Here is a 7086-nt window from a genome sequence, read left to right as displayed (position 1 = left end):
GGCGCCACGCTGCTGGACGAGGGCGCGCTAGAAGCGGCGATCTACCCACACATGGGTCCGGGGCGCACGCGGGCCGACGTCGCCGCCGCCCAGCAGGCGCTGGAGGCGGCCTATCACGCCAAGGGCTACCAGTCGGTCGTGGTCGAAATCCCCCGCCAGACCGTGGCCGACGGCGTCGTCAAGCTGAAGGTCGTCGAGGCGCCGATCGGGCGCGTTCGAGTGACGGGCTCGAAATATTCGGCGCTGGACGCGGTCAAGGAAGCCATCCCTTCGCTGTCAGAGGGCAAGGTCGCCAACTTCGACCGCGCCCAGGCCGAGATCACCGAGGCCAACCGCCTCCCCGGTCGGCAGATCACACCGCTGGTGCGGCCCGGCGCGGCTCCGGGCACGCTGGACGTGGACCTGCAGGTCACCGACCAGTCGCCGCTGCACGGCTCTCTAGAGCTGAACAACGCGGCCAGCGCCTCGACCAAGCCGCTGCGCCTGAACGCCAATCTTCGCTACGACAATCTCTGGCAGAAGGGGCACAGCCTCTCGCTGACCTACCTGACCGCGCCGCAACGCAGCGACGACGCCCAGGTCTATGCGGCCTCTTACGTCGCGCCGATCTGGAACACGCCGTTCAGCATCCTGGCCTATGGCTTCAATTCCGACAGCGACGTCGCCACGCTCGGCGGCATCAGCGTGCTGGGCAAGGGCTCCACGGTCGGTCTACGCGCCATCTACCAGTTCCCGTCGACGGGCGAGATGACCCAGAGCCTGTCGGCAGGGATCGACTACAAGCATTTCTACGAGCTGGCCCGGCTCTCCGAGGACGACGTCAGCCCGGGCCGGGTCGACTACTGGCCGCTGTCGGCGACCTACACCGCCCGCCGGCAAGGCCGCGGCCTGACCACCGCCAGCCTGGGCGTCACCGCCAACCTGCATGGCCTGGGCGACGACAACGACGGCTTCCAGACCAAGCGCGCCGACACCAGCGCCACCTTCATGCGCGTCAATGTCGACCTGGAGCACCTGCAGCCCCTGCCGCGCGGCTTCCAGCTGGACGGCCGTTTCTCGGGCCAGATCGCCGACGGACCGCTGCTGTCCAGCGAGCAGTTCTCGGCCGGCGGCGCGTCCAGCGTGCGCGGCTACCTGTCGGCCGAAGCGATCGGCGACAACGGGGTGAACCTGTCGTTCGAACTGCGCAGCCCGGTCATCGACGCCGCGCCCCGCCTGATCTCCGACTGGCGAGGCTTCGCCTTCGTCGACGCCGCCAGCCTGTGGGTCCTCGAACCCGGCGCGGAGCAGGAGCAGGACTTCTTCATCTACAGCGTCGGCCTGGGAACACGCTTCCGCATGCTTGACCACCTGGACGGCGACGTCGCCGTCGCCATGCCCCTCAAGAACGGTCCGACCCGCCGCGGCGGGGGCGACCGCGCCTATGTCAACTTCAGCCTGAAAGCGGAGTTCTAAAACATGCGATTCCCAAACCGACTCCGCCGCGCCGTCACCCGGCTTCTGCTGACGGCCGTGGGCCTGATCGCGGCCACCGTCGTGGCCACCGCGCCCGACCAGGCCCAGGCCCTGACCTGGTGGAAAAAGGAGTGGCCCTATCGCGCCCAGCTCGACCTGGACACCTCGGCCAAGGGCGCGCCCCTGAGCCAGGCCTTGGGCCGCACGCCGGTGCTGGTCCGCCTGCACAGCGGCAACTTCAAGTTCGATGATGCGGCTCCCAACGGCGCGGACCTGCGCTTCGTGGCCGCCGACGACAAGACCCCGCTGGCCTATCACATCGAGAGCTTCGACCCGCTGCTGGGCGTGGCCACGATCTGGGTCGATGTTCCGGCCCTGGCGAGCGGCGCGACCAAGCCGATCTGGCTGTACTACGGCGTCAAGGACGCCGCCCCCGCCGCCGACGGCGCGGGCACGTTCGATCCCGACTACACCAGCGTCTACCACTTCGACGGCGCGGCCGGCGCGCCCCCGAAGGATCGCACCGCCTACGCCAACACCGCCCAGACCGCGCCCGACGCGATGGACCAGGCCTCCGCCATCGGCGCTGGCGCGCGCTTCACCGGCGTTGGCCCGATGATCATCGGCGCCAGTCCGTCCCTGGCGATCAAGGCCGCCGGGCCGTTCAGCTTCAGCGCCTGGGTCCGCCTTGACGAACTGCAGCCGCGCGCGGCGCTTTATGCGCGCCGTGATCCGGCCGGCGCCCTGGTCGTCGGCTTCAACCAGGGCACGCCTTTCGTCGAGGTCGCCGGTCAGGTGATCGCCGCCGCCACGCCGCTGACCAAGGGCCGCTGGACCCACATCGCCGTCACCGCCGACGGCCAGGCCGTCACGCTCTATGTCGACGGCAAGACGGCCGGCTCGACCCAGGCCGGCCTGCCTGAACTGAACGGCCCGATCGCCATCGGCGGCGATCTGCCCGGCGGCGACCTGCCCACCTTGCAAGCCGGGGTCGACGAGGTGCGCTTTTCGCGCGTGGCCCGCCCCGCCGCCCTGCTCCAATTGGACGCCGCCGCCCAGGGCGCCGACGCCCGTCTGGTCGCCTTCAAGGCCGACGAGAAACAATCGGGCCACGGCTTCGGCTACTTCGGCGTGATCCTCAAGTCGGTGACGATCGACGCCTGGGTGGTGATTGCCATCCTCGGGGTGATGGCCCTGGCCTCATGGATCGTGATGTGGAGCAAGACGCGCTACGTCAACCGCGTAGACCGGGCCAACGATCGCTTCCTGCGCGGCTTCCGCGAGCACGGCGACGACCTGCTGGCCTTGGCCCATCTCGACCGGATGAACCCTAACGAGCGTCGCGGCCTGGAGGCCTCGTCGATCCATCGGATCTACCTGGCCGGCGCCGAGGAGATCCTGCGACGCGCCCGTGGCGGCGGTCGCCTGGTGCTGTGGGGGGAGTCGATCCAGGTGATCCGCGCCCTGATGGACGCCACCTATGTCCGCGAAAACCAACGCCTGGCCAAGGGCATGGTGCTGCTGACCATCTCGATCTCGGGCGGTCCGTTCCTGGGTCTGCTGGGCACGGTGGTCGGGGTGATGATCACCTTCGCCGCGATCGCCGCCGCCGGCGACGTCAACGTCAACGCCATCGCTCCCGGTATCTCCGCCGCCCTGCTGGCCACGGTCGCCGGCCTGGCCGTCGCGATCCCCGCCCTGTTCGGCTACAACTACATCCTCACGCGCAACAAGGCCGTGCAGGCGAACATGCAGGTGTTCGTCGACGAGTTCGTCACCCGCATTTCCGAGCAGTACAGCGACCGGGGCTACGCCCAGGCCGCCGAATAGCCGCGTCTGAGAAGGAGCGCCGGCCATGCAGGTCCAAGACGACGACAAGCCCTACGACGACATCAACATCACCCCGATGCTCGACCTGGCCTATGTGCTTTTGGTCATCTTCATCATCATGACCACCGCCTCGGTGCAGGGGATCAAGGTCGACCTGCCCAAGGCCAGTTCCTCAGTCAGCCTGGCCAAGCCCAAGACCAAGGCGATCACGATCAGCAACACCGGCGATGTCTTCCTGGACGCCTATCCAGTGAGCATGTCCGAGCTCGAAGAACGCCTGCGCACCGCCAAGGCGGCCGATGCGGAGCTGCCGATCGTGGTCAAGGGCGACTCCGCCGTCCAGTACCAGAAGGTGATGGATGTCCTGGACCTGCTGCGCCGGCTCGACCTGACCCAGGTCGGCCTGGTCACCGGCCGCGCCGAACAGGGTTGATCACGGATGGACGCCCAGGACAGACGCGAACGCCTGGCTCGCGCCGCCCAGATCGGCGTGCCGATCCTGATTGCGAGCCTGATCGCCGTCGGCGTGTGGCGAATGGCGAGCGACACCGCCGGCGTCCGGCGCGAAACCGCCGCGCCGTCTGTGGTGGCGCTGACCCCGCCCCCGCCGCCTCCCCCGCCGCCACCGAAGGAACGGCCCGATCCTCCCAAACCGACTGAGACGCCGGTCCCCTCGCCCGATCCCAGGCCGGACGCCACGCCCAAGTCCGACGCGCCCAAGCAACTGACGATCAATGGACCCGCCCAGGCCGGAACCGACGCCTTCGGCGTGGCGGCAGGACGCGGCGGCGGGGTGGCGGTGGGCGGCGATCCCAATGGTTCGGACGGTCCGGGCGGCGGCGGCTTCGCGGAAGCCGGCTACGCTCGCTACCTGGATGGCGCGCTGCGGCGGATCATCCAGGGCGACGAGCGGGTCAACCGTCTGGCCTTCATGGCCCAGGTGCAGATCTGGATTCGTCCGGACGGCTCCATCGCCAAGGTCGGCATCGTCCGATCCAGCGGCGACGCGCGCACCGATCGCGCCCTGCTGACCGCCATAGAGACAGCGGCCCGGCTCGACCAGGCGCCGCCGCCACAACTCAAATTTCCGGCCCGCGTGCTCCTTCGGGGGCGAAGGACATGAAGCGTCAGCTCAGCGCAAGCCGAACCAAAGGGGATTTTGAATGATGAACTTCGCTCACGTCGGCCGCCGCGGCCGATGGCTCACCAGCGCGGCCGTGGTCGGGGCCTTCGCGCTGGCCGCGGGCCCCGCGCTCGCCCAGACCGCGCCGTCCGAGAACATGACCATCAACCTGATGCGCCTGCTGGTGAAGCAAGGCGTCATCACCCAGGACGCCGCCGACCAGCTGACCGCCCAGGCCGCGCGCGAGACCGCCGAGGCTCGGGCCGTCGGAACCGGTGCGGCGCCGATCGCCACATCGCCCGCTCCAGGGGTGACGCGCATTCCCTACGTGCCCGAGATCGTCAAGAAGCAGATCCGTGACGAGGTCCGCCAGGAGGTCCTGGCCCAGGCCAGGTCCGAGAACTGGGCCCAGCCGAACCAGATCCCGGAATGGACGCAACGCATCTCGATCAGCGGCGACTTCCGCGTGCGCGACCAGTTCGAGCTGTTCTCCGACACCAACATCGGCCCGTCCGCCGCCCTGCCGGGGGAAGGCCTGATCAACTTCGCCGCCCTCAACGCCAACGGGCCGACCGACATCAACTTCAACACCAATCCGGCCGGCCTGCCGTTCTTGAACACCCGCAAGGACCGCTTCAACCAGTTCTCGCTGCGCGCTCGCCTGGCGGTGACCGCCAACATCTCCGACAGCATCACCGCCAAGCTGCGCCTGGCTTCCGGCCAGAACAACGGCCCGGTCTCCACGACGCAGACCCTTGGCGGAGGCCTGAGCAAGAAGTCGATCTGGTTGGATCAGGCCTATGTGGAACTGCGGCCCCTGCCGTCGGTGGGCGCGGCCGTGGGGCGGATGCCCAATCCGTTCTTCACCACCGACCTGCTGTTCGACACCGACCTGAACTTCGATGGCGCCGTCGCGCGCGGCCGCTCGGGTCTGCTGTCCGAGCACGGGGTGACGCTGACCGGCGTCGCCGGCGCGTTCCTGCTCGACTACCAGGACAACAACTTCCCCGGAAACAATCCCGACAAGTCCGGCGTGCGGACCAAGTGGATGTTCGCCGGCCAGGCCTATGCCGACTGGGAGACCCAGGCGTTCAAGTGGCGGACCGGCGCGGCCTTCTACCAGTTCGAGAATGCACGCGGCCGCCTGTCCGAGCCCTGCTTCCTGTATCTGGGCGCCAGCGACTGCTCGACCGACTTCAGCCGGCCGGCCTTCATGCAGAAGGGCAATACGCTCTTCCTGATCCGCAACATCGTCCCCGATCCCGCCACGCCGCTGGGCGGGCAATATGCCCTGCCGCAATATGCGGGCCTGACGTTCGACTACCGCATCCTGAACCTGACGACGGAGTTCGACCTCAAGCTCGCGGGCGACAAGCACCTGGTCCTGACCGGCGACTATGCGCGGAACATGGCCTACCATTCGGCCGACGCCTGCCGCTACGGCCAGGCTGGCCTGCCCGTGAACAACGTGGTCACCGCGCTGGGCAGCGACGACACCAACATCTGCCTGGCCCGCGCGCCGGGCGAGCCCGCGCCCCGGCTCGACAGCGGTCGCAACGCCTTCATGCTGCGCGCGCTCTACGGCGACCGTGATCCGAACCAGTTCGGCCAATGGAGCCTGGCGGGCGGCTACAAGCGCCTCGACGCGGACTCGATGATCGACGCCTTCACGGACTCCGACTTCCATCTCGGCGGCACCAACGCCGAGGGCTATTTCCTGACCGCCACCGTCGGCGTGCTCAAGGGCGGCAACATCCAGGCCCGCTGGTTCAGCGCCAAGGAAGTGTCCGGTCCGCCGCTGTCGATCGACGTCGGCCAGATCGATCTCAACGTGAAGTTCTGATCATGCGCCACGTCCTTTCAACCCTCGCCCTGACCGCAACCCTCGCCGCGCCCCTCGGCACGGCGCACGCCCAGAGCCTGGAGGATCGGCTCCGCACCCAGTTGGTGTCGGTCACCACCCAGCTTCAGGGCGCCCAAGGCCGCGAGGCGACCCTGACCGCGCAGAAGACCACCGCCGAGAAGGACCGGGACGCCATCAAGCGCCGCCTGGATCAAGTCGAGGCTCAGCTTCGCGCGGCGCGGCGCCAGGCGGCCGGCGCCCCACAGGCCGATCGGCGGCAAGCCGAAGCCCTCGCCCAGATACAGACCGAGACGGAGACCTTGCGCACCCAAAACGTGCGGCTGGCGGCGGAGAACCAAGCCCTGCTGGCCGAGCGCGACGCGCTGAAGCTCGACGTTTCGACGCGGGACGACGGGCTGACGTTCTGCCGCGCCAAGAACGTCGAGGCGATCCAGGTCGCCAAGGACGCGCTGCAGGCTCTTTCCGAAGTCGGCTTCATCGACGTTCTGGCGCGCAAGGAGCCCGTCACGGGCCTGCATCGCGTCCGTGTGCAGAAGCTGGAACAGGACCTTGGCGACCGTCTCTACGGCAGCCGCCTGGACGTGACGCCGCGTCCGTCGCAGCCCGCCGCCGCCTCCACCTCGCCCTGAATCCCGCCAGCCGCCGTCTTCGCCGCGTTCCTCAAAGTCGAGCTCCAGTCATGACCGCCTTTCCGCACTCCGCTCCCCGGTCCCGCCCGACGCGCCTGACCCTGATGCGCGGCGTCAGTCTCGTCGTCTTCGCGACGGCGACCATGGGCGCAGGCGGCGCGGCGGCGCAGGTGGCCAGCCTGCGC

General features: G+C 68.8%; 6 protein-coding genes. All 6 read left to right on the top strand.

Annotation, left to right across the window (positions count from 1 at the left end; translation table 11 throughout):
• The coding region (locus tag WAL33_RS14250) for a ShlB/FhaC/HecB family hemolysin secretion/activation protein (protein WP_422182180.1) at positions 1-1455 on the top strand (1455 nt) is incomplete at its 5' end.
• Positions 1456-1458: 3 nt separating this feature from the next.
• Positions 1459-3285, top strand: coding sequence for a DUF2341 domain-containing protein (locus WAL33_RS14245; protein ID WP_422182179.1), 1827 nt, complete (start codon positions 1459-1461; stop codon positions 3283-3285).
• 25 nt (positions 3286-3310) lie between these two features.
• Positions 3311-3718: an ExbD/TolR family protein gene (locus WAL33_RS14240; RefSeq protein ID WP_422182178.1), complete on the top strand. Its 408-nt coding sequence runs from the start codon at positions 3311-3313 to the stop codon at positions 3716-3718.
• A 6-nt stretch (positions 3719-3724) separates the two neighbouring features.
• Positions 3725-4408, top strand: coding sequence for a TonB family protein (locus WAL33_RS14235; protein ID WP_422182177.1), 684 nt, complete (start codon positions 3725-3727; stop codon positions 4406-4408).
• 40 nt (positions 4409-4448) lie between these two features.
• Entirely contained in the window at positions 4449-6251 is a 1803-nt protein-coding gene (locus tag WAL33_RS14230; protein WP_422182176.1) for a putative porin, read from the top strand.
• A gap of 2 nt (positions 6252-6253) precedes the next feature.
• Positions 6254-6901, top strand: coding sequence for a hypothetical protein (locus WAL33_RS14225; protein WP_422182175.1), 648 nt, complete (start codon positions 6254-6256; stop codon positions 6899-6901).
• The last annotated feature ends 185 nt before the right edge of the window (positions 6902-7086 follow it).

Source organism: Caulobacter sp. (genome assembly GCF_049283275.1).
In the GTDB taxonomy this organism is placed as follows: Bacteria; Pseudomonadota; Alphaproteobacteria; order Caulobacterales; family Caulobacteraceae; genus Caulobacter.
Note: the sequence above shows the minus strand (reverse complement) of the source record. Positions and strands in the feature narration are given on the sequence as shown.

Bases quoted from the DNA above. Each gene is read 5' to 3' on its own strand.
- WAL33_RS14245 (WP_422182179.1), top strand. From the start codon at position 1,459: ATGCGATTCCCAAACCGACTCCGCCGCGCCGTCACCCGGCTTCTGCTG.
- WAL33_RS14240 (WP_422182178.1), top strand. From the start codon at position 3,311: ATGCAGGTCCAAGACGACGACAAGCCCTACGACGACATCAACATCACC.
- WAL33_RS14235 (WP_422182177.1), top strand. From the start codon at position 3,725: ATGGACGCCCAGGACAGACGCGAACGCCTGGCTCGCGCCGCCCAGATC.
- WAL33_RS14230 (WP_422182176.1), top strand. From the start codon at position 4,449: ATGATGAACTTCGCTCACGTCGGCCGCCGCGGCCGATGGCTCACCAGC.
- WAL33_RS14225 (WP_422182175.1), top strand. From the start codon at position 6,254: ATGCGCCACGTCCTTTCAACCCTCGCCCTGACCGCAACCCTCGCCGCG.